The following is a 20239-nucleotide window of genomic DNA, read 5'->3' as shown; positions in this document are numbered from 1 at the left end:
CCGGCCCCGGCCGGAGGCTCAGCCCTCCGCCGGGGCGGCGCCGGGGGCGGCCGCCTCGCCCGCCACGTCCGCGGCCGGCGTCCGCCCGTCCGTTCCCTGCGGGTCGTCCTCCTGCCCGCGCTCCGTCGCGGCGGCCGCGCGGCGCACCCGCACCCAGCGCACCAGCAGGGCCGTCGGCGTACCGGCGGCCGCCGTCCACCCGGCCGCCGCGGCGCCGGTGAGCCACCAGGACGGCCCGAAGTCCTCCAGCGCCCCGGTGCCCAGCGGCCCGGCCGCGAACCCCGTGAGCAGCGCCATGACGATCCCGCACACGAGCCCGCCCAGGGCGGCGTGTGCCGCGGTCCGCCCGAGGCCGTACGGCCGGCTGCGGTCGACGGCGAGCACCCCCACCGCGACCCCGGCGAGCACCGGCACGACCAGGGCCACCCAGGTCAGCGTTGTCCCCGGACCGGGCTGGGGCAGCGCCGCGAGCAGCGGGAAGTCCGGCAGCACCGGCTCCCCCACCACCCCGGCCGGACGCACCACGGCCTGGGTGCCGAGCGCGAAACCGGGGCCCAGCGCGTAGGCCGCACCCCAGACGGCCGCGTTCGGGATCAGCGCGACCGCCACCGCCAGCACCGCCAGCCGCCCGGACAGCGCCTCGCTCAACCGCGTGAAGGACGCCCCCGCGGCGCCGGGGTGCAGCGCCAGCGTCACCGCCGTGAGCGCCGCGCCGCCCGCGACGAGGACGCAGACGCCCGCCGCCGCCGAGCGCAGCACGGCGAGGGCCTCGCGCAGCGGCACCGTCACGGGCACCCGGGACAACCAGGCGGGCAGCGGCATCCGCGGCCGGCCCCGCTCCGCCCAGGCCCCGGCGCCCGCCGCGAGGGCGGCGACGAGGGGCAGGTGCAGTGCGGCGGCGAGGGGGTCGCTGCGCACCGGACCGTACGAGGTGTAGACGACCACACCGGCGCCCACCGCGAGGTACCCCCCGATCAGCCATGCGACGGCGGACCGCGCGACCTTGCCGTCCGAGGCGGGTGCGACGGCGTCCGCCCCGGCCCGGTACAGCAGCCACACCGGGAACACCATGGGCAGCAGCGGTGCGACGCCGATGGGCGCGGCGGCCCCGGAGAGGGTCTCGGTGCGCACGAGGTCGCCCCCGTGGGCGAGCAGCCAGCAGTCCGCGGCGACGTGCAGGGCGCCGTCCAGCCCGCTGTCCGGGAACGGGGAGACGACCCACAGGAAGAGCACGAGCATGGCGAAGCCGCCCAGGCCCAGGCCCGCCGCGACCACGCCGCCGGTGAACGCGGGGGCGGATTCGGAGGTGCGCAGGGACGTGTGGGCCGCCCGGATCCGGTGCACGGCGTGACTCAGGGCGCTGGTGGCACTCACGGATCTCATGCTGCCAAGAACATCCCCTTTCGCCGTGGCAGCATGCGAATGACCGTCGTGTCGCGGAATATGGCGTTATGCGTTTCTTCATTCGATCCGAGTGGTCGATCGCATGAGTCGCACATCCACCGCGAAGGCCGAGAAGGCCGTCAAGAAGCGAAGGCGTCACCGGCCGGCGCAGGCCGGGAACGCCGCGCAGGACCCGCAGGCCGCACCGACGGCCGGCGCGGGGGAGGGCGCCGCGCCCGCACGGCGGCCGCAGCCCACGGGAGCCGGCGGCCCCCGCGACCCCGGGCCGGGCCCCGGTTCCGGTCTCACCGGCCCGGCCCCCGCGTCCGCTCCGCCCGGCGAGCAGGCGGTCGAGGCCGTCCGGATCGCCGAGGCCGCCCAGGCGGCCTTCGACGGGCTCTACACCCGCAACGCCCCCGCCCTGCTCCGCCAGGTCGAACTGCTCACCGGCAACATGGGGCTGGCCCGGCACGCCGTGCACCGCGCCTTCGACCTGGCCTGGCAGCGGTGGCCCGAGGTCGCCGTCGACCCGGACCCGGCCGGATGGATCCGGGCGGAGGCGCACCACCACGCCCTGGCGTCCTGGCAGCAACTGCTGCCCTGGTACCGCACCCCGCCCCGGGAGCGCAGCTCGTTCCAGCGGCTGCCGCGCGGCACCCGGCACGCCGTGCTGCTCCACGACGGACTGGGGCTGAGCCTGCAGCGCACGGCGGCGGAGAGCATGGCCACCACCTCCATGACCAGGCGGCGCATCGTCCGGGGGCGTGAGGCCCTGGGCGAGGGCGCGGCCGTCCGGCTGGGCGACCTGCTGGACGAGCAGCCGCAGCCGGAGTACCCGGCGGCCATGGTGCGCGAGCTGAGCGAGCAGTGGCTGCGCATCCGCACGGTGGGCGCCGTGGTGGTGACGGTGCTGATCGCGCTGGTGACCGCGGTCGGGCTGGTCTTCGGGCCGCTCACCGACCGCGTCGCGGCCGACCGCGACCGGGTCGGGCAGCGCACCTCGGCCCCCGCGCCCTGAGCGCGGCCGTCCCCGCACGCGCACGCGGGCCCGCCCCCCGGAGGGAGCGGGCCCGCGTGGGTGCCTCCGTACTCCGTACGGAGGCGGGGATCAGCCCTGGAGGATGGCGCGCGCGAGGCGGGCCGTCTCCGACGGGGTCTTGCCGACCTTGACGCCGGCGGCCTCGAGGGCCTCCTTCTTCGCCTGGGCGGTGCCGGAGGAGCCGGAGACGATGGCGCCGGCGTGGCCCATGGTCTTGCCCTCGGGCGCGGTGAAGCCCGCGACGTAGCCGACGACCGGCTTGGTGACGTGCTCGGCGATGAAGGCCGCGGCACGCTCCTCGGCGTCGCCGCCGATCTCGCCGATCATGACGATCAGGTCGGTCTCGGGGTCGTCCTGGAACGCCTTCAGCGCGTCGATGTGGGTGGTGCCGATGATCGGGTCACCGCCGATGCCGACCGCCGAGGAGAAGCCGATGTCGCTGAGCTCGTACATCATCTGGTAGGTCAGCGTGCCGGACTTCGACACCAGGCCGATGCGGCCGGAGGTGGTGATGTCGGCCGGGATGATGCCCGCGTTGGACTGGCCGGGGGTGATCAGGCCGGGGCAGTTGGGGCCGATGATCCGGGTCTCGTTGCCCTTGCTGCCCGCGTACGCCCAGAAGGCGGCGGTGTCGTGGACCGCGATGCCCTCGGTGATCACGACCGCCAGCGGGATGCCGGCGTCGATGGCCTCGATGACCGCGTCCTTGGCGAACTTCGGCGGGACGAAGATGACGGTGACGTCGGCACCGGTCTTCTCCATGGCCTCGGCGACGGACCCGAACACCGGCACCTCGGTGCCGTCGAAGTCCACGCTGGTGCCGGCCTTGCGCGGGTTCACGCCGCCCACGATGTTGGTGCCCGAGGCGAGCATGCGCCGGGTGTGCTTGGTGCCCTCGGAACCGGTCATCCCCTGGACGATGACCTTGCTCTCCTTGGTCAGGAAGATAGCCATGATGTGGTGACCTGTCCCTTACTTCGCAGCCAGCTCGGCGGCGCGCTCGGCGGCGCCGTCCATGGTGTCGACCTGCTCGACCAGCGGGTGGTTGGCGTCGGTCAGGATCTGCCGACCCAGCTCCGCGTTGTTGCCGTCCAGGCGGACGACGAGCGGCTTGGTGACCTCTTCGCCCTTGGACTTCAGCAGCTCCAGGGCCTGCACGATGCCGTTGGCGACCGCGTCGCAGGCGGTGATGCCGCCGAAGACGTTGACGAAGACGGACTTGACGTCCGGGTCGCCCAGGATGATCTCGAGGCCGTTCGCCATGACCTCGGCGGAGGCGCCACCGCCGATGTCGAGGAAGTTGGCGGGCTTGACGTTGCCGTGGCCCTCACCGGCGTAGGCGACGACGTCCAGGGTGCTCATGACGAGACCCGCGCCGTTGCCGATGATGCCGACCTCGCCGTCGAGCTTGACGTAGTTGAGGCCCTTGGCCTTGGCCGCGGCCTCCAGCGGGTTGGCGGCGGCGTGGTCGACCAGCGCCTCGTGCTCCGGCTGGCGGAAGTCGGCGTTCTCGTCCAGGGAGACCTTGCCGTCGAGCGCGATGACGCGGCCGTCGGCGACCTTGGCGAGCGGGTTGACCTCGACGAGGAGCGCGTCCTCGGAGATGAAGGTCTTCCACAGGGTCTGCAGGATCTCGGTGACCTGGTCGGCGACGTCGGCCGGGAAGGCGGCCGCCTCGACGATCTCGCGGGCCTTCTCCGGGGTCACGCCCTCGATGGCGTCCACCGGGATCTGGGCGACGGCCGCGGGGTTGGTCTCCGCGACCTCCTCGATCTCCATGCCGCCCTCGACGGACGCGATCGCCAGGAAGGTCCGGTTGGCGCGGTCGAGGAGGAAGGAGACGTAGTACTCGGAGGCGATCTCCGGGGCCAGCTCGGCCAGCATCACCTTGTGGACCGTGTGGCCCTTGATGTCCATGCCGAGGATCTGGCCGGCCTTCGCCACCGCGTCCTCGGGGTCCGACGCCACCTTCACGCCGCCGGCCTTGCCGCGGCCGCCGGTCTTCACCTGGGCCTTGACGACAGCCTTGCCACCGAGTCGCTCCGCGACCTCGCGCGCCGCCTCAGGCGTGTCGATGACTTCACCGGCCAGCACCGGTACACCGTGCTTGGCGAAGAGGTCCCTCGCCTGGTACTCGAACAGGTCCACGCGCGTCCGTCCTTGGTAATCGCGGGTTCGTTGTCTGCGTGCGTGCCGGGGGCGGTCGTCGCTGACGTCTTCGTAACGAACCATGCGAACGGTCGTACGGGGGGCGCACACGTCGGCCGAGCACGCGGCATGTCCGTCTCGCAGGTTATCGCCGCGCGGGGGGCACGGGTAAATCGGAGGTGGCGCGAGAGCGGTGAGAACGGTCACAGACCAGCCGAACGAGCGGCTTTCCGGGGTGACGGGAACGCGGCGGACGCGGGCGGACGGCCGCCCCGGCGGCGGCGACCGGAGCGGGGTGGCTCACCGAGGGTGACCGGGCGGCTCCCGCGCGCCCGCCCGGCGTCACCCGTCGGAGGCGGGCTCGGGCACGGGCAGCGGCCGCCTCTCGATGGCGGCCGCCATCACCTCCGGGAAGAGGTCCGGGGTGCAGGCGAAGGCGGGTGCCCCGAGCGCCGCGAGCGCCGCCGCGTGCTCGCGGTCGTAGGAGGGCGCGCCCTCGTCCGACAGCGCCAGCAGCGCCACGAACTGCACCCCGGACGCCTTCATCGCGGCGACCCGTTTGAGCATCTCGTCGCGGATGCCACCCTCGTGGAGGTCGCTGATGAGGACGACGACGGTCTCGGCGGGCCGGCTGATGCGGGACTGGCAGTAGGCAAGCGCCCGGTTGATGTCGGTTCCGCCGCCGAGCTGCGTGCCGAACAGCACGTCGACGGGGTCGTCCAGATGCTCCGTCAGGTCGGCGACCGCCGTGTCGAAGACGACGAGCCGGGTGTCGATGCTGCGCATGGAGGCGAGCACGGCGCCGAAGACGGACGCGTAGACCACCGACGCCGCCATCGAACCCGACTGGTCGACGCAGAGCACGACGTCCTTCCGCACCGCCCGCGAGGCGCGACCGTGACCGATCAGCCGCTCGGGCACGATCGTGCCCTGCTCGGGCAGGTAGTGCCGGAGGTTGGCACGGATCGTGCGGTCCCAGTCGATGTCCCGGTGACGGGGACGTTCCACCCGGGCCGAACGGTCCAGCGCGCCGGTGAGAGTGGCCCGGGTGCGGGTCGCCAGACGTCGCTCCAGGTCCTCCACGACCGCGCGTACGACCGCCCGGGCCGTCTCCTTCGTCGTCGCGGGCATCGCCTTGTTCAGCGACAGCAGCGTGCCGACCAGGTGGACGTCGGCCTCGACCGCCTCCAGCATCTCCGGTTCCAGCAGCAGCGCGGACAGCCCGAGCCGGTCGATGGCGTCGCGCTGCATCACCTGCACGACGCTGCCGGGGAAGTACCGGCGGATGTCCCCCAGCCAGCGCGCGACCTGGGGCGCCGAACCGCCCAGCCCGGCGCTCCTCGGGGGCGGCGCCCCGCCGTCGCCGCGCGGGGCGGTGCCGTACAGCGCCTCCAGCGTCTGGTCCATCGCCGCGTCCCGGCCGGTGAGGCGCCGCCCCGTGCCGTCGGCCTGCCCACCGCCGAGCACCATCCGCCAGCGCCGCAGCCGCTCGTCGGCGTCCGCGCCCGGGTCCGGGCCGTTGCCTGTGTCCGTCATGCGTCCTGACCCCCGCCCTCTCCGCCGGGCCCGAGCAGCAGCCGCACGGTGGACAGCGCCGCCTCCGCCCGCTCCTCGTCGGGCTCCGGGCCGAAGCCCGGCAGTCCGTCTCCCGCGGCGTCGCCCCCTCCCCCGCCTCCCGGGCCGCGCCGGACCAGCTCTCCCACCGTGCGCCGCACCCCCGGGTCGAAGCCGCCGAAGGTGCGCCGCAGCAGCGGCAGCACGTCGTCGAAGGCGGCCGCCGGCACTGCGGACAGCCAGTCGTCGACCAGCGCGAGCAGCCGCTCGTCGTGGACCAGCAGCATCCCGCCCCCGGCGAGGAAGCCCTCCACCCAGGCGGCCGCCTCGTGGGGCGCCGTGCCGTGGGACAGGGCGAGTCCCATCAGCCGGGCCACCTCGCCGGGCTCCAGACGCGCGTCGTCGAGCAGCAGCCGTGCGGCGCCGCCCCGCAGCAGTCCGGGTACGCCGCGGTCGCGTACGGCCAGCTTCCGCAGCACGCCGGCCCAGCGGTCGCGCAGCGCGTCGTCACCGAGCAGGACCAGGGCCTGCTGCACCTCCGTGACATGACCGCGCATCTCGGCGGCGCCGTCCGCGTCGAGCCCCGCGCAGGCGGGTGGCAGCCCGACGCAGATCCGCTCCGCGAGTCCTTCGGCGACACCGCGCAGCGCCCCCGCGTCCGTGCCCCGCACGTCGCCGTACCGCAGGGAGCGGACGAGCGCCGGCAGTGCCTGCGCGAGGTGGGCGACGTCCGTGTCGAGCGCCGCACGGTCGGCGAGCACCCGCATCACCGTCGGCAGGGCGTCCGGCAGCCCGGCGAGCAGGCAGCGTTCGGCGAGGCCCGTCACCTCGGCGAGCGCCCGCGCGTTCACCGCCGCGTCCTCGGCCCGGGCGGTGGCCGCGGACTCCACCGTGGTGCCCCACACCCCGGCCTCCGCGACCGCCACCGCGAGTTCCGGCTCCCAGCGCAGCCGCCAGCTCTCCCGGAAGGTGCCGGTGGCGGCCGTGCGGGACCGGCTCGGCTCGCCCCACCCGATGCCGAGCATCCGCAGCCGGTGCAGCAGGCGGCTCCGTCCCGCGTCGGTGTCCTTGCGCAGGTCCAGGTCCACCTCCTTCTCCAGGGCCTCCGGCTTGATGCGCAGCCTGCGCTGCTCGCGTGCCAGGTCGCGGGCGAGGGGCACCGCCGGCGCGCCCTCCGGGACCTCGCCCAGCACGTCCCCCACCACCAGCCGGTCCCGGATCAGCGCCAGCGGGACGTCCGATCCGTCGCACATCACCGCCCGTACCGCGTCCGTGGTCTCGCCGAGCCCGGGCAGCGGGCGGCCGCGCAGGGCCGCCAGGGTGTCGGCGAGCCGTACCGCCTCGATGACGTGCGCGGAGGAGACCGGGAGGTCCTCCTCGCGCAGCAGGCCGGCCACCTTGGTCATCCACCGGGCGACGGGCCGGTCGGACGAGGTGAACAGATGGCGGTACCAGCCGGGTGAGTCGATGCCCGCCCCGTAGCCACTTGCCCGGGTGAGCCTGCGGTGCGTCCAGGGCACCCAGGTGACCTCCACCTTCGCCTTGGGCAGGCCCTTGAGCAGGGCCCGGTCGGCGGTGACCCCGCCCGCCCGGGCGAGCGCGGGCACGTGCCAGGCCCCGCACACCACGGCCACCCGCTCGTGGGCGCGGCGCGCCTCCCGTATCCGCAGCCGCATGTGGGCCTCGCGCACCGCGTCCCGGGGGTGTCCCCCGTCGCCGTGGATCTCGCGCAGCGCGCCCATGGCCTCGGCGAGCGCCCCGAACGCGGCCAGCGGATCGCCGTCCCCCTCCCCCCGCCCGTCCCGGCCGCGGTGCTCGACGGCGTCCTCCCACCAGCGCTCCGGGTCGTCGTGGCCGGCCGTCCGCGCCAGCACGGCGAGCGGGTCGATGCGCGCGTGCGCCGTCCCGGCTTCCCCTTCTCCCCCTCCTTCTTCTTCTCCTTTTCCTCCTCCTTCCGTTTGCCGTCCCTCCGGCGCGTCCCCCTCGTCGCGCAGCAGGAGCGAGTGGGCGGCGGGAAGGTCGATGAAGCGCACCGGCACCCCGCGGCCGGCCGCCCAGCGGATCGCCGCCCACTCGGGGGAGAACTCGGCGAAGGGCCAGAAGCCGGCCCGGGACGGCTCGTCCACGACGTGGGCGAGCAGCGCGACGGGCGGCCGCATCCCGGGATCGGCGGCGAGTCCCAGCACCGCGTCCGCCTCCGGCGGGCCCTCGACGAGCACGATCGGCGGCTCCAGCCGGTCGAGCGCCGCCCGTACGCCGCGGGCCGACCCGGGGCCGTGGTGCCGCACCCCCAGCAGCGCCACCCCGTCCGCGGATGTCACGGCGTCACCTCTCGGCAGGCGCGGTAGAAGTCCTTCCAGCCCTCCCGCTCGCGGACCACGGTCTCCAGGTACTCCTGCCAGACCACCCGGTCGGCGGCCGGGTCGCGGACCACCGCGCCGAGGATCCCCGCGGCGACGTCCCCGGCGCGCAGCACGCCGTCGCCGAAGTGCGCCGCCAGCGCGAGGCCGTTGGTCACCACGGAGATCGCCTCGGCCGTGGAGAGCGTGCCGGAGGGCGACTTCACTTTCGTGCGCCCGTCGGCGGTGACCCCGCCGCGCAGTTCGCGGAAGACGGTGACGACCCTCCGGATCTCGTCCGCGCCCTCCGGGGCAGCCGGCAGCTCCAGCGAGCGCCCGAGCTGGCCGACACGGCGGCTGACGATGTCGACCTCCTCCTCCACGGTCGCCGGCAGCGGCAGCACGACCGTGTTGAAGCGCCGCCGCAGCGCGCTGGAGAGGTCGTTGACCCCGCGGTCCCGGTCGTTGGCGGTCGCGATCACGTTGAACCCGCGCACCGCCTGGGTCTCGGTGCCCAGCTCCGGTATCGGCAGCGTCTTCTCGGAGAGGATCGTGATGAGCGTGTCCTGGACGTCCGCGGGAATGCGCGTCAGCTCCTCCACACGGGCGATGCGCCCCTCGGCCATCGCCCGCATGACCGGGCCCGGGACCAGGGCCTCCCGGCTCGGGCCGCCGGTGAGCAGCCGGGCGTAGTTCCAGCCGTAGCGGATGGCCTCCTCCGGGGTGCCCGCGGTGCCCTGCACGAGCAGCGTGGAGTCACCGCTGACGGCCGCGGCGAGGTGCTCGGAGACCCAGGTCTTCGCGGTGCCCGGAACGCCGAGCAGCAGCAGCGCCCGGTCGGTGGCGAGCGTGCTGACCGCGACCTCCACGATCCGCCGCGGACCCACGTACTTGGGGGTGACGACCGTGCCGTCGGGCAGCTCGCCGCCCAGCAGGTACGTGGCGACCGCCCACGGCGACAGGTTCCACCGGGCCGGGCGCGGCCGGTCGTCGGACGCCGCGAGAGCCTTGAGCTCATGGGCGAACGCGTCTTCGGCGTGCGGCCGGAGTGCGGTGTCCACGGACATGGTTCTCCCCTGTTCTCCCATGGAGCGGCTGGTGCGGACGCCCCGTCAGCCCCCCGCGGGGCGTCCGCGTTCCCACCATCGCGCACCCCACTGACAATCCCGATCCGCCGTCATGAAGCCGCAGCTCAGACCGGTTTGTCAGTGCCTGCCCGTAGCGTCGTGGCCATGGACGGGATGGACGGACAGCGGACGGAGCGGTGGACCGCGGACCAGGTCCTGGCACTCGCGCCCGACGCGTCGTCGCGCAGGGCCGGGACGGGGCTGGCGACGGACGCCCGCTGGTCCGGGACGGGTAGCTCGGGCACGGCGGTGTGGGGGCTGTGCGCGGGCAGCGGCGGCACCCCGTACCGGACGGTGGTCGACACGGCGGGGCCCGCCTTCGGGTGCGGCTGTCCCAGCCGCAGGTTCCCGTGCAAGCACGCGCTCGCGCTGCTCCTGCTGTGGGCCGGGGGCGAGGTCGGGCCGGCCGCGCACGGGGGTGGCCGGCCCGACTGGGTCACCGAGTGGCTGGACGCGCGCCGCGCGCGCGAGGAACGGACGGAGCCGGGCGGGCGCGGGACGGCCGGCGGTGACCCGGAGGCGGTGCGCAAGCGCGCCGAGCGCCGGGCGGGAAGGGTCGCCGCCGGCGCCAGGGAGCTGGAGCAGCGGCTGGCGGACCTGCTGCGGGGAGGCATGGCGGGCGCCGACCGGGAGGGCTACCGGCGGTGGGAGGAGACGGCGGCGCGCATGGTGGACGCCCAGGCCCCCGGGCTCGCCTCGCGGGTGCGCGAGTTGGGGGCCCTGGCGGGGGCGGGGGGCGACTGGCCGGCTCGGCTGCTGGAGGAGACGGCGCTTCTGCACCTGCTGGCCCGGGGCTGTCTGCGGCAGGACGCGCTGCCCGAGCCGCTGGCGGCCACCGTCCGGTCCAGGGTCGGCTTCACCGTGGACTCGGGGGAACTCCTCGCCGGGCCGACGGTGCGCGACCGCTGGCTGGTCCTGGCACGGCAGGACACCGCCGACGACCGTCTCACCACCCGCAGGACCTGGCTGCTGGGGGAGGCCACCGGCCGCACCGCGCTGCTGCTGTCCTTCGGCGCGGCGGGCCGGGCGCCGGAGCCCGCGCTGCCGGTCGGTCTCGGCCTCGACGCGGAGCTGGCCTTCCACCCGGGGGCCCGTCCGCTGCGGGCGGCGCTCGGGCCGCGGCACGGCGCGCCGCTGCCGGGCCGTGTGCCACCGGGGGTACGGGTCGCGGCGGCGCTCGGCGCGTACGGGCAGGCCCTGTCCGGCGATCCGTGGCTCGACGCCTGGCCGGTCGTGCTCGCCGGCGTCGTGCCGATACCGGGCGGGACGGGCTGGCAGGTGGCGGACGCGGACGGGAGCGACGCCGTCCCGGTCACGGCGGGCGGTGGCGCCGGGGCCGGAGCGGGGCTGTGGCGTCTCGCCGCGGTCTCCGGCGGCCACCCCGTGACGGTGTTCGGCGAGCTGGGCCACCAGGGCTTCCGGCCGTTCACGGCCTGGGCGGGCACGACCGCGGAGCCGGTGCCGCTGGCGGTGTGATCCCGGCCGGTATCCCCGCGGGAGGCCGCGCGGAGACGACGACGATGGGGGACCGATGACGACGACCTGGGCCGACCTGGTCGGCACCGCACTCCTAGGTACGGGCCGCAGGGGCGGCACACCCGAGGAGCTGCTGGACTCCGCCGCGCTCGCCGTCGTACGGCGCCGCGCCGGCCTGCGACCGGCCACGGCGGGGGCCCGGCCGGCCACCGCGCCGCACGACCCGCGTCCGCCGCTGCCCGAGGCGGCGCGACGGCGTCTGTCCCTGCTGCTGGCGGACCGCTCGGTCGGTGGCGGCGGGGGCAGTCGGCGCGGCGCCGCCCCCAACCTCGCCGAACTGCTGCCCCAGTGGCTCGCCGAGGCCAATGCCCGCGGCTGGGCGGCCCCGCCGGAGTTGCTGCCCGCACTGCTGGACGCCGCCCGTGCACGCACCGACCTGCGGCCGGACGCCCTGGCGCTGGCCGGACCTCGCGGGCTGTGGCTGGCCGAGCTGAACGCGGACTGGCGGTTCGCGCTGCGCGCCGGGGCGCCCGGCGTCGTGCCCGACACCGCCGACCCGGGCGCCGTGCGGACGCTGTGGGAGGAGGGGCTCTTCGCCGAACGGGTGGCGTTGCTGGCCCGGCTGCGGGCCCGCGACCCGCGCCGGGCGCTGGAGCTGCTGCGCTCAGGATGGACCGCCGAGCGCGCCGAGGACCGGCTGATGTTCCTGGACTCCCTCCGGGAGGGCCTGTCCCCGCAGGACGAGCCGTTCCTGGAGCAGGCCCTCACCGACCGCAGCCGCAATGTGCGGGCCACCGCCGCCGACCTGCTGTCGGCCCTCCCCGGCTCCGCCCTCGCCGCCCGGATGGCCGCACGGGCCAGGACGTGCGTCGCGTGGGACCCGGCGGGGGGCCGGATCGCGGTGGAGGCGCCGTACGAATGCGACGCGGCCATGGAGCGCGACGGAGTGGTGGCGATACCCCCGGCCGGGCGCGGGGAGCGGGCGTGGTGGTTCGGCCAGGTGGTGGACGCGGCGCCGCTCGCCACGTGGCGGGAGCGGTTCGGCGGCCGGACACCGGAGGAGGTCATCGCGCTGCCGGTCGCCGACGACTGGCAGGCGGATCTGCACGCGGCGTGGTGCCGGGCGGCGGTGCGCCAGGGGGACGCGGCCTGGGCGCGTGCCCTGCTGGGCCCCACCCCGGCGCCCGCGACGGCGGTCAGCCCGGTCGGGGACCCGGCGAAGCTGCTGTCGATCCTCCCGGCCGCGGAACGGGCGGAATGGGTGGCCCGCTTCATCGCGGCGCACGGCCTGTCGGAGGCGTTCCAGATGCTCGCGGTCTGCGCCGTGCCCTGGGCCGGGCCGCTGGGGGCGGCGGTGGTGGACGCCCTGGACATCGCACGGGACGCGGGCAGCTACCCGTGGAGCTTCAGCGGGGTGATGGGCCTGGCCGAGCGCTGCATGGACCCCGCGGAGGCCGACCGGGCGGCCCCGCTGGCCGCGGTGCCCGCGGAGTCCGCCGACACCTCACCGGGGGCGGGGGCGTACTGGGCGGAGGCCTTCCAGCGGCTGGTCGGCACCCTGCGCCTGAGGGCCGCGATGCTCGCGGAACTCGCCTGAGCGCGCGGCCCGCGGGCCGGCCGGTGGTGGTGCGGACGTCGCCCGCACCACCACCGGTGACGATCAGGCCTCGGCCGGATGGCGGATGTTGTCGTTCACCCAGGTGACCACGTCACCGGTCGACGTGCCCGGGGTGAAGATCGCTGCCACGCCCAGCCCCCGCAGGGGGGCGATGTCGTCCTCCGGGATGATCCCGCCGCCGAAGACCTTGATGTCCTCCGCGTCACGCTCTCGGAGCAACTCGATCACCTTGGCGAAGAGCGTCATGTGGGCACCGGAGAGGATCGACAGGCCGATGGCGTCGGCGTCCTCCTGGATAGCGGTGTCCACGATCTGCTCCGGCGTCTGGTGGAGACCGGTGTAGATGACCTCCATGCCTGCGTCCCGCAGCGCCCGCGCGATCACCTTCGCCCCGCGGTCGTGACCGTCCAGGCCCGGCTTGGCGACCACCACACGGATCGGTCCGGACACTCCCATCGCTGCCTCCATACACGATTGCTGCGCTCAGCGGGCACATGTGTGAACGAACGTTATCGCCAGCATCCCCCGTGCGGACAGTTTCACGGAGGGCCCCGAGGGGGAAATCACACATGGGACACGTTCACGTTAGAAACGCGTTCGGCCCGTGGTCGTCCTCCGTTCAGCAGGCGACGCGGGCCGTCGCGTTCTCGGCGCACGGGGGACAGGGCCGTCTCCGTGTGCCCACGGGAGGTAGGCCATGGGCGTCCTGTCTTTCGGTGTCGGAGACCGCCTGGTACGCCAGGCGGCCTACGTACGAGCCGCGGCGATCGAGATCGCCATCCTGACCGGTCATGTCTTCCTCTACCCGACCGGGATCTTCCAGGAACGCGGGCCGCAGCCGGCGGCCGGTGACCCCGAGGAGCCGCCCCGCCTGCCCACCGCGGGCCGGAGCCATCCCCCGGTGCTCCTGCTGCACGGCTTCGTGGACAACCGTTCGGTGTTCGCGATGCTCCGCCGGTCGCTGCGACGGCACGGCTGGCCGCATGTGCAGGCGCTCAACTACTCGCCGCTGACCTGCGACATCCGTACGGCGGCGGCCCTCCTCGGACGCCACGTCGAACAGATCTGCGAGCAGACGGGGCACCGCCGGGTGGACATCGTCGGCCACAGCCTCGGCGGGCTCATCGCCCGCTACTACGCCCAGCGCCTGGGCGGCGACACGCGGGTGCGCACCGTGGTCACCCTGGGCACCCCGCACGCCGGGACCCGGGCCGCGCCGCTGCTGAACCCGCACCCGATCGTCCGCCAGATGCGGCCCAACTCCGACCTCATCGAGGAGCTGGCCAAGCCGGCAGCCGGCTGCCGCACCCGTTTTGTAGCGTTCTGGAGCGATCTGGACGAGCTGATGAGCCCGGTCGAGGCCGCCCGTCTCGACCATCCGGACCTCATCGCCCGCAACGTCCACGTCGCCGGGGTCGGGCATCTGACGATGCCGGTGCACGCGGCCATCGCCGCCGGCATCCGGCAGGCGCTGCTGGGCGAGGAACTGGCGTCCGGGGCCGTGGACGCCGCCTGACGGCCTTGCCCCCATAACCATCGAAAGGCCGTCGAACACAAGGCATCGGGGATGCCTGAATCCCGCCGAAGATTGTGGGTGTCGCCCGCTGGGGGATACAGTCGCCGCTAATTCTCCTGCTGCCGAGGCGAAAGAGAAGCGGTGAACGACCGTCATCCGGCGGGGTACGCCCCCGAGTACAGCGGCTATGGGTACGAGGGGCATTCCGACGCCTCGTACGCGCCCATGGGTGCCACTCACGCGGATGACGATCCTCTCTTCGGCTCCTGCCAGGGCTACCCCGCCTACGACACGGGGTCCTACGCCACCGCCCCGTACGACTCCACCGCCGGCAGCAGCGCGACCGGCTACTGGCCCTCGGGCCAGACCACCGGCAATCCCGGCTACGGCGACCACACGGGCGCGGCCACCGGCACCTGGTACCTGGACCCCTCGCAGACGCAGCCGACGGCGGCCTACGACTACACGCAGTACGAGCACACGGCCGTCCACGCCGCCTACGAGGAGCCCGAGGTCGCCCACGCTCACGTGCCCGAGCCCGCCGCCTACGAGCAGCCGGAGCAGTACGGGACCGAGGCCTACGCCCCGGAGCGGTACGAGACCGAGCAGTACGGCGCCGAGTCCTACCCGGCCGAGCCGTACGAGCCGGAGCCCCACGACGCCGGGACCTACGAGCCCGGCGGCTACGAGCCCGACCTCCACGACGCCGCCGAGGACGACACCGAGCCGGAACCGGAGCACGACTCCTGGGAGGACGCCCCCGCGGCCGCCCTGCCGCGCCCGCGCGGCGGAACCGGCGGCGGGAGCGGGAGCCGCAGGCGCCGCCCCGCCCGGCGCTCGGCCCTGCTCACCGTCGCCGTCCCCTCCGTGGCCGTGATGGGCGTCGCCTGCGCGGCCGCCGTCACCGTCAACACCGACGACCCCGACAGCAGCCGCACCCAGGCGGACGGCGCCCCGGAGGCGGCCAACGCCCCCACCACGAAGCTCGACCAGCAGCTCGCCGGGGTCAACCGGGACGTCGACGACTTCACCGACCGCGCCAGCCGCAGCCAGGAGCGCATCGACCTCAAGGAGCGCCAGGCCCTGGAGCGGGCGAAGAAGGCGGCGGAGGCGGCCCTCAAGGAGCAGCTGCGCCCCAAGTTCCTGCTCCCGGTCAAGCAGCACGGCCTCAGCGCCTACTTCGGGCAGGCGGGCGTGAACTGGATGTCGGTCCACACCGGCATCGACTTCCCGGTGGACTACGGCACGCCGGTGATGGCCGCGACCGACGGCGTCGTGCGCACCCAGTGGAACAGCGCCTACGGCAACATGGCGATAGTGACCGCCCCCGACGGCACCGAGACCTGGTACTGCCACCTGAGCAGCACCAAGATCCGCTCGGGCTCGGTCAAGGCCGGCGACGTCATCGCCTACTCCGGCAACTCGGGCAACTCCACCGGGCCGCACCTCCACTTCGAGGTGCGTCCCGCCGGCGGCGCCGCCGTCGACCCGCTGCAGTGGCTGCTGAAGCACGGGGTCGACCCGCGCTGAGCCCCCGGACCCCGGACCCGGACCCGCCGCAGCGGGACCGGATCGGGACGCAGCCAGATCGGGACGGAGCCGGGACGGGACCCGCCGAGGACGGCTCCCGGAGCACCGCGGCTAGAGCTTCTCCACCGGCGCGTACCGCAGCAGCAGCACCTTCGGCCGCTCGTCGCCGAAGTCGATGGTCGCCTTGGCCTTCTCCCCGCTGCCGTCGACCGCGACGACCGTGCCCAGCCCGAACGTGTCGTGCGTGACCCGGTCCCCCACCGCCAGCGAGATGACCGGGCGGTCCTGGGTGCGCCGCGTCGCGAAACCGGAGGGGCCGCTCTTCGACGGGGAACGCGACAGCATCGAGGCCGCCGCCGACACCGAGGCGGACGGTGCCGCGGAGGCGCCCGTGCGCTTCCACTCGATGAGCGGCTCGGGGATCTCCTCCAGGAAGCGCGAGGGCGGGTTGTACGAGGGCTGGCCCCAGGCGCTGCGCATGGTGGACCGCGTCACGTACAGCCGCTGCCGCGCCCGCGTGATGCCGACGTAGGCGAGCCGCCGCTCCTCCTCCAGCTCCTTGGTCTGGCCGAGCGCGCGCATATGCGGGAAGACCCCGTCCTCCATGCCGGTCAGGAAGACCACCGGGAATTCCAGGCCCTTGGCGGTGTGCAGGGTCATCAGCGTTATGACGCCGCCGCCCTCGTCGTCGTCCGGGATCTGGTCGGAGTCGGCGACCAGCGCGACCCGCTCCAGGAATTCGGCGAGCGTGCCGGGCTCCTCCTCGGTGCGCTCCTGCTCGAACTCCAGGGCCACCGCCGCGAGTTCCTGGAGGTTCTCGATCCGGGTCTCGTCCTGCGGGTCGGTGGAGGCCTGGAGCTCGGCCAGGTAGCCCGTGCGCTCCAGCACGGCCTCCAGGACGGTGGCGGGGCCGGCGCCGGAGTCGACGACCGTGCGCAGCTCCTCCAGCAGCTCGTTGAAGCGCTTGACGGCGTTGACCGAGCGGGCGGCCATGCCGAAGGCCTCGTCGACCCGGCGCAGCGCCGCGGCGAAGGAGATCCGCTCGCGCGAGGCGAGGGCGTCGACCATGGCCTCGGCGCGCTCCCCGATGCCGCGCTTGGGCACGTTGAGGATGCGGCGCAGCGGGACGGTGTCCTCGGGGTTGGCGAGCACGCGCAGGTAGGCCAGGACGTCCCGGACCTCCTTGCGCTCGTAGAAGCGGACCCCGCCGACGACCTTGTAGGGCAGGCCGACGCGGATGAAGACCTCTTCGAAGACACGGGACTGCGCGTTGGTCCGGTAGAAGACCGCGACCTCGCCGGGGCGGGCGTCGCCCGCGTCGGTGAGCCGGTCGATCTCGTCGGCGATGAACTGCGCCTCGTCGTGCTCCTGGTCGGCGACGTAGCCGGTGATGACCGGGCCCTGGCCGGCCTCGGTCCACAGGTTCTTCGGCCGCCGGGAGGCGTTGCGCTCGATGACGGCGTTGGCGGCGGTCAGGATGTTCTGGGTGGAGCGGTAGTTCTGCTCCAGCAGGATGGTGCGGGCCTGCGGGTAGTCCTCCTCGAACTGGAGGATGTTGCGGATCGTGGCGCCGCGGAATGCGTAGATGCTCTGGTCGGCGTCGCCGACCACGCACAGCTCGGCGGGCCCCTCGCCGCCCTCCTCCGCGTCACCGGTCCCGACCAGCTCGCGCACCAGGGTGTACTGGGCGTGGTTGGTGTCCTGGTACTCGTCGACCAGGACGTGCCGGAAGCGGCGCCGGTAGTGCTCGGCGACGTCCGGGAAGGCCTGGAGCAGATTGACCGTGGTCATGATGATGTCGTCGAAGTCGAGCGCGTTGGCCTCGCGCAGCCGCGACTGGTACATCGCGTAGGCCTCGGCGAGCTTCTTCTCGAAGGGGTTCTCGGCCTGGTCGGCGAAGGTCTCCTCGTCGATGAGCTCGTTCTTGAGGTTGGAGACCTTGGCGCTGAAGGACTTCGGCGGGAACTGCTTGGGGTCCAGGTCCAGGTCGCGGCAGACCAGGGCCATCAGGCGCTTGGAGTCGGCCGCGTCGTAGATCGAGAAGCTGGAGGTGAAGCCGAGCCTCTTGGACTCCCGGCGCAGGATGCGGACGCACGCGCTGTGGAAGGTGGAGACCCACATCACATTGGCGCGCGGGCCGACCAGCTGCTCGACGCGCTCCTTCATCTCCCCGGCGGCCTTGTTGGTGAAGGTGATCGCCAGGATCTGGCCGGGGTGCACCTTGCGGGCGCCCAGCAGGTACGCGATGCGGTGGGTGAGCACCCGGGTCTTGCCGGAGCCGGCGCCGGCGACGATGAGCAGCGGGGAGCCGGTGTGCTCGACCGCGGCGCGCTGCTGCTCGTTGAGCCCCTCGAGCAGCGCGGCCGGGTCGACGGCCGGGCGGGGGGCGCCGTCCCGGTAGTACGCGTCCCGGTCGGCGGGCGCGTCGAAGCGCCCCTCGAAGAGGTCGTCGGGGACCGTGTCGGGCTCGTCCTCGGGAGGCGGCGGGGGCTCCTCCTCCCTCGGTTCGAGGCCGGCCAGGAAGCTGTCGTCAAAGAGGCTGCTCATCGCCTCCCGAGTCTAGGCCGTGGAACGGACAGCGTTGCGCCGCTTGCCCGAGCCCGCCGCCCCGGCCCGGTTCCAGCCCGTCACGACCGGACGGGACACGTCCATCCGCGGCCCCGAACGGTGAAGGTCACGAAATGATTGCGGACAAATCGAACACCAGGGTTCCCACGGACCCCCGCAGTTGACTACCGTGCCGGATCAGGCGGTCCGCTCCACGCGGCGGCGACCGTGCCGTCACGGGCCGCCTCCGCTGAGTCCGGCCACCGCCGGAGCCGGGGACCCAACGACCTTGGGGTGAATCGGCCCGTACGAGCGCAGCGCGCCCGCACGGACCGTAGGGCGGCCTTCCGAAGCCCGAACCCGACAGCTAACCCGGTAGGCGGTCCACGGAAGGAGCCGCCTGACTTGGCGACGCACCGCAAGCCGCGCCCGCGCGCGCTGACCGTCCCCGGCCCCCGGGCCGCGGTCGGACTCACGACCGCCGCACTGGCGACCGTCACCCTCTTCGGCGAGAGCGCGAGCGCGGCGCCCGCCTCACCCGACAAACCGTCCATCACCGAGGTGAAGGCCCAGGTCGACAAGCTCTACCACCAGGCCGAGGCCGCCACCGAGCGCTACAACGGCGCCAAGGAGCAGACCGAGCAGCAGCGGGCGCACGCCGACGCGCTGCTGGACCAGGTGGCCCGCAAGACCGAGACGCTCAACGCCGCCCGCCGCACCATCGGCGAGTACGCAGCGGCGCAGTACCGCGGCGGCGGCCTGGACGGGACGACGACCTTCCTGCTCACCTCCGACCCGCAGCAGTTCCTGGACCAGGCGCATCTGATGGACCGCCTGTCGGACCGCCAGGAGCACGCGCTCGAGACCTTCCGCTCCGAGCAGGCCGAGACGACGGTCAAGCGCTCCGAGGCCGTCGAGAGCCTGCAGAAGCTGACCGAGGCGCAGCAGCGGCTGAACGCGGAGAAGACCGCGGTCAAGCAGAAGCTCGCCGCGGCGCAGAAACTGCTGAACAGCCTCACCGCGCAGGAGAAGGCACGGCTGGCGGCGCTGGAGAAGAAGCGCCAGGAGGAGGCCGCCGCGAAGGCGGCCGAGATCGCCGCCAAGGAGAAGGCAGCGCAGGAGGCGGCCTCGTCGGGCTCGTCCACCGGCTCCACAGGCTCGACGGGGTCCTCGGGCACGACGACCCCGGCGTCCGGGACCTACGCCGCCAAGGCGGCCAAGGCGATCGAGTTCGCGCGGGCCCAGCTGGGCAAGCCGTACGTGTACGGCGCCACCGGCCCAAACTCCTACGACTGCTCGGGCCTGACCCAGGCCGCCTGGGGCGCGGCGGGCGTCTCGATCCCCCGCGTCACCTACGACCAGGTCGACTTCGGCACCCGTGTGAGCTCGGACCAGCTGCAACCCGGCGACCTGGTCTTCTTCTACTCGGACATCACCCACGTCGGTCTCTACATCGGCGGCGGCCAGATGATCCACGCGCCCCACACCGGGAGCGTGGTGAAGATCGCCCCGATCACGGAGATGCCGATCTACGGCTACGCCCGGATGGCCTGAGCCCCCGCCCGGCCGTCCGCGGCCGGGCTCAGGTCCACAGCACCGCGATGAAGATGTTGGCGGTGGTCAGCGCGCCGACGGTGCCGAAGGCCGCCGCCGGCAGCTTCTCCTCGTCCCGCTTGACGTAGACCAGGCCGAGGATCACCACCAGGACCGCGAGCTTCACGCCGATCTTGATGTTGTTCACCGGCTGGTCGTCGGCCTGGTTGAGGCCGACCAGCAGCGCGCCCGTGACCAGCATGGTCAGCGCGCCGTGCAGCATGCCCGGCACGAAGCGGGCCTCGCCGCGGCCCATGGCCTTCATCTGGGTGAGGAAGCCGCCCAGGAGGGCGGCGATGCCGATGATGTGCAGGCCGACGATCAGGTTGATGAGTACGTCCATGGCTCAGGACCCTAGCCAGAGCCATA

Annotated in this window: 15 protein-coding genes and 1 riboswitch; of the genes, 6 read left to right on the top strand and 9 right to left on the bottom strand. The window is 74.0% G+C overall.

Going from position 1 to position 20239, the window contains the following annotated elements; translation table 11 throughout:
* Positions 1-18 precede the first annotated feature (18 nt).
* Positions 19-1374: a cell division protein PerM gene (locus tag ACFW3D_RS00360; RefSeq protein WP_500499631.1), complete on the bottom strand. Its 1356-nt coding sequence runs from the start codon at positions 1372-1374 to the stop codon at positions 19-21.
* A gap of 112 nt (positions 1375-1486) precedes the next feature.
* On the opposite strand from ACFW3D_RS00360, the gene ACFW3D_RS00355 reads away from it, so the two are divergent.
* Positions 1487-2401, top strand: coding sequence for an RNA polymerase sigma factor (locus ACFW3D_RS00355; protein WP_500499629.1), 915 nt, complete (start codon positions 1487-1489; stop codon positions 2399-2401).
* Between the two features lie 90 nt (positions 2402-2491).
* Here the strand turns inward: ACFW3D_RS00355 and sucD are convergent, their stop codons facing one another.
* From sucD to ACFW3D_RS00330, 5 genes are all read right to left on the bottom strand, one after another.
* On the bottom strand, positions 2492-3376 hold the full coding sequence (gene sucD, locus ACFW3D_RS00350; protein WP_500499626.1) for a succinate--CoA ligase subunit alpha: 885 nt from the start codon (positions 3374-3376) through the stop codon (positions 2492-2494).
* Positions 3377-3394: 18 nt separating this feature from the next.
* Positions 3395-4570, bottom strand: coding sequence for an ADP-forming succinate--CoA ligase subunit beta (gene sucC / locus ACFW3D_RS00345; protein WP_500499624.1), 1176 nt, complete (start codon positions 4568-4570; stop codon positions 3395-3397).
* A 342-nt stretch (positions 4571-4912) separates the two neighbouring features.
* The gene (locus ACFW3D_RS00340) at positions 4913-6106 is read right to left on the bottom strand and encodes a VWA domain-containing protein (RefSeq protein WP_500499622.1); all 1194 of its coding nucleotides are present in this window, start codon (positions 6104-6106) and stop codon (positions 4913-4915) included.
* A complete protein-coding gene (locus ACFW3D_RS00335) occupies positions 6103-8445 on the bottom strand; it encodes a DUF5682 family protein (protein WP_500499619.1) in 2343 nt (780 codons plus the stop codon). Before ACFW3D_RS00335 ends, ACFW3D_RS00340 begins: the two co-directional genes overlap by 4 nt.
* Complete coding sequence (locus tag ACFW3D_RS00330; RefSeq protein ID WP_500499616.1) at positions 8442-9530, bottom strand: ATP-binding protein; 1089 nt, start codon at positions 9528-9530, stop codon at positions 8442-8444. The genes ACFW3D_RS00335 and ACFW3D_RS00330 overlap by 4 nt, the downstream gene beginning before the upstream one ends.
* Positions 9531-9695: 165 nt before the next feature.
* Between ACFW3D_RS00330 and ACFW3D_RS00325 the strand changes: the two genes are divergently transcribed.
* On the top strand, positions 9696-11066 hold the full coding sequence (locus ACFW3D_RS00325) for an SWIM zinc finger family protein (protein WP_500499614.1): 1371 nt from the start codon (positions 9696-9698) through the stop codon (positions 11064-11066).
* A 55-nt stretch (positions 11067-11121) separates the two neighbouring features.
* Positions 11122-12663 carry a DUF5691 domain-containing protein gene (locus tag ACFW3D_RS00320; protein WP_500499612.1) on the top strand — a complete coding sequence of 514 codons (1542 nt, stop codon included), beginning with the start codon at positions 11122-11124 and terminating at the stop codon, positions 12661-12663.
* 63 nt (positions 12664-12726) lie between these two features.
* On the opposite strand, the gene icmB is transcribed toward ACFW3D_RS00320, so the two are convergent.
* The gene (icmB, locus tag ACFW3D_RS00315; RefSeq protein ID WP_500499610.1) at positions 12727-13140 is read right to left on the bottom strand and encodes a coenzyme B12-dependent isobutyryl CoA mutase small subunit; all 414 of its coding nucleotides are present in this window, start codon (positions 13138-13140) and stop codon (positions 12727-12729) included.
* 241 nt (positions 13141-13381) lie between these two features.
* Between icmB and ACFW3D_RS00310 the strand changes: the two genes are divergently transcribed.
* Both ACFW3D_RS00310 and ACFW3D_RS00305 read left to right on the top strand, forming a co-directional pair.
* Entirely contained in the window at positions 13382-14200 is an 819-nt protein-coding gene (locus tag ACFW3D_RS00310) for an esterase/lipase family protein (protein WP_500499608.1), read from the top strand.
* Positions 14201-14341: 141 nt separating this feature from the next.
* Positions 14342-15730, top strand: a complete 1389-nt coding sequence (locus tag ACFW3D_RS00305; RefSeq protein ID WP_500499606.1) for a M23 family metallopeptidase — start codon at positions 14342-14344, stop codon at positions 15728-15730.
* A 111-nt stretch (positions 15731-15841) separates the two neighbouring features.
* Here ACFW3D_RS00305 and pcrA read toward each other — a convergent pair whose 3' ends face one another.
* Positions 15842-18277, bottom strand: a complete 2436-nt coding sequence (pcrA, locus tag ACFW3D_RS00300) for a DNA helicase PcrA (RefSeq protein ID WP_500499603.1) — start codon at positions 18275-18277, stop codon at positions 15842-15844.
* Positions 18278-18515: 238 nt separating this feature from the next.
* Positions 18516-18674, top strand: a riboswitch (cyclic di-AMP (ydaO/yuaA leader).
* Between the two features lie 8 nt (positions 18675-18682).
* Between pcrA and ACFW3D_RS00295 the strand changes: the two genes are divergently transcribed.
* A complete protein-coding gene (locus ACFW3D_RS00295) occupies positions 18683-19831 on the top strand; it encodes a C40 family peptidase (protein ID WP_500499601.1) in 1149 nt (382 codons plus the stop codon).
* A gap of 28 nt (positions 19832-19859) precedes the next feature.
* Here the strand turns inward: ACFW3D_RS00295 and ACFW3D_RS00290 are convergent, their stop codons facing one another.
* Entirely contained in the window at positions 19860-20213 is a 354-nt protein-coding gene (locus ACFW3D_RS00290; RefSeq protein WP_500499598.1) for a hypothetical protein, read from the bottom strand.
* Positions 20214-20239 lie beyond the last annotated feature (26 nt).

The organism is Streptomyces sp. NPDC058864 (assembly GCF_042742985.1).
Classification (GTDB): domain Bacteria; phylum Actinomycetota; class Actinomycetes; order Streptomycetales; family Streptomycetaceae; genus Actinacidiphila.
This window is presented reverse-complemented; position numbering and strand designations above follow the sequence as displayed.

Bases quoted from the DNA above. Each gene is read 5' to 3' on its own strand.
- ACFW3D_RS00355 (WP_500499629.1), top strand. From the start codon at position 1,487: ATGAGTCGCACATCCACCGCGAAGGCCGAGAAGGCCGTCAAGAAGCGA.
- sucD (WP_500499626.1), bottom strand. From the start codon at position 3,376: ATGGCTATCTTCCTGACCAAGGAGAGCAAGGTCATCGTCCAGGGGATG.
- ACFW3D_RS00340 (WP_500499622.1), bottom strand. From the start codon at position 6,106: ATGACGGACACAGGCAACGGCCCGGACCCGGGCGCGGACGCCGACGAG.
- ACFW3D_RS00330 (WP_500499616.1), bottom strand. From the start codon at position 9,530: ATGTCCGTGGACACCGCACTCCGGCCGCACGCCGAAGACGCGTTCGCC.
- ACFW3D_RS00325 (WP_500499614.1), top strand. From the start codon at position 9,696: ATGGACGGGATGGACGGACAGCGGACGGAGCGGTGGACCGCGGACCAG.
- ACFW3D_RS00320 (WP_500499612.1), top strand. From the start codon at position 11,122: ATGACGACGACCTGGGCCGACCTGGTCGGCACCGCACTCCTAGGTACG.
- icmB (WP_500499610.1), bottom strand. From the start codon at position 13,140: ATGGGAGTGTCCGGACCGATCCGTGTGGTGGTCGCCAAGCCGGGCCTG.
- ACFW3D_RS00310 (WP_500499608.1), top strand. From the start codon at position 13,382: ATGGGCGTCCTGTCTTTCGGTGTCGGAGACCGCCTGGTACGCCAGGCG.
- pcrA (WP_500499603.1), bottom strand. From the start codon at position 18,277: ATGAGCAGCCTCTTTGACGACAGCTTCCTGGCCGGCCTCGAACCGAGG.
- ACFW3D_RS00290 (WP_500499598.1), bottom strand. From the start codon at position 20,213: ATGGACGTACTCATCAACCTGATCGTCGGCCTGCACATCATCGGCATC.